Here is a 932-nt window from a genome sequence, read left to right as displayed (position 1 = left end):
CCAGTTTCTATTCCTTTTAACTCGATATTAGTTAATAGTGGCATTTTTGTTTCCTCCTCAAAGTTCTTTATCTTATTCTCCAAACTTTCCTGTGATTTTTTAGGTAGCTTCATCATTGTATCAATGATTCCCAGCAATCGAACTATCTGGTTTCTATCTAACCCCCCGTTATATAGTCCTCGGATTAAAATCCATTTCCATTTTTCTCTCTCCTCTGGTTTTCCCTTAGTTGCTTTTGTTTTTAGATGTGCCATTACCACTATAGCAAAAGGATTATTACTTTCTTCCAGTTCTGACCATTTTTCCTCATAGCTGAGTAGTTTCACCACGGGAAATTTCAGACTTACCTCACACCCTCCTAAGCTATAATTATAACTTTCTGGTTTCCAATCAGCTTTTTCATCTCCCAAAATTGCTAGACTAATCACCGGTTTTTGATATAGGTCAAAAGCACGGTAATTATAAATATACATCCTCTTTTGGAATTCTTCCTCATATTGACTTTGAATTTCAATGTGAATCAACACCCAGATTTCTTCCCCACTAACTAACCAGACTTTATACAATTTATCTGCAAAGCGCCTTTTCGTTTTTGATAAGGCTGTAATTCTTTGCAGTTCTTTATCTAGAGACTCTGGTGTTTTTCCCCAATCAATTAATTGGTGAATTCCCGGAAAGAAGAAAAGCAGAAATTGTTCAAAATACTCCGTTAGTGCTTCTTTCCATGGTTCGTCATAATTAGCTCTTATCCGACTCATTTGACTCAAAGTTTTTGGGAGATAATTTTAATAAGGATTGGTGAAAATCTTCAAAACAATCAACTTTGATTGCCAACTTTAGTAGCTCATCCAAAATTGGTAATACTGATATTGTGTCCACCCCTTTGGCAATTGTCTCTGGTATGTCACCCAATCGGGTTTTCAACACCAGTT

General features: G+C 35.9%; 1 protein-coding gene and 1 pseudogene. Both read right to left on the bottom strand.

Translation table 11 applies throughout. From position 1 onward, the window contains the following. A partial coding sequence (locus tag ASL19_RS07580) for a hypothetical protein (RefSeq protein ID WP_057177869.1) occupies window positions 1-758 on the bottom strand: 758 nt, incomplete at its 3' end. Next, window positions 739-932: pseudogene (locus ASL19_RS18545) on the bottom strand (hypothetical protein); the annotation flags it as partial. The gene ASL19_RS07580 and the pseudogene ASL19_RS18545, both read right to left, overlap by 20 nt.

Source organism: Cylindrospermopsis sp. CR12, from assembly GCF_001432185.1.
Classification (GTDB): Bacteria; Cyanobacteriota; Cyanobacteriia; order Cyanobacteriales; family Nostocaceae; genus Raphidiopsis; species Raphidiopsis raciborskii.
This window is presented reverse-complemented; position numbering and strand designations above follow the sequence as displayed.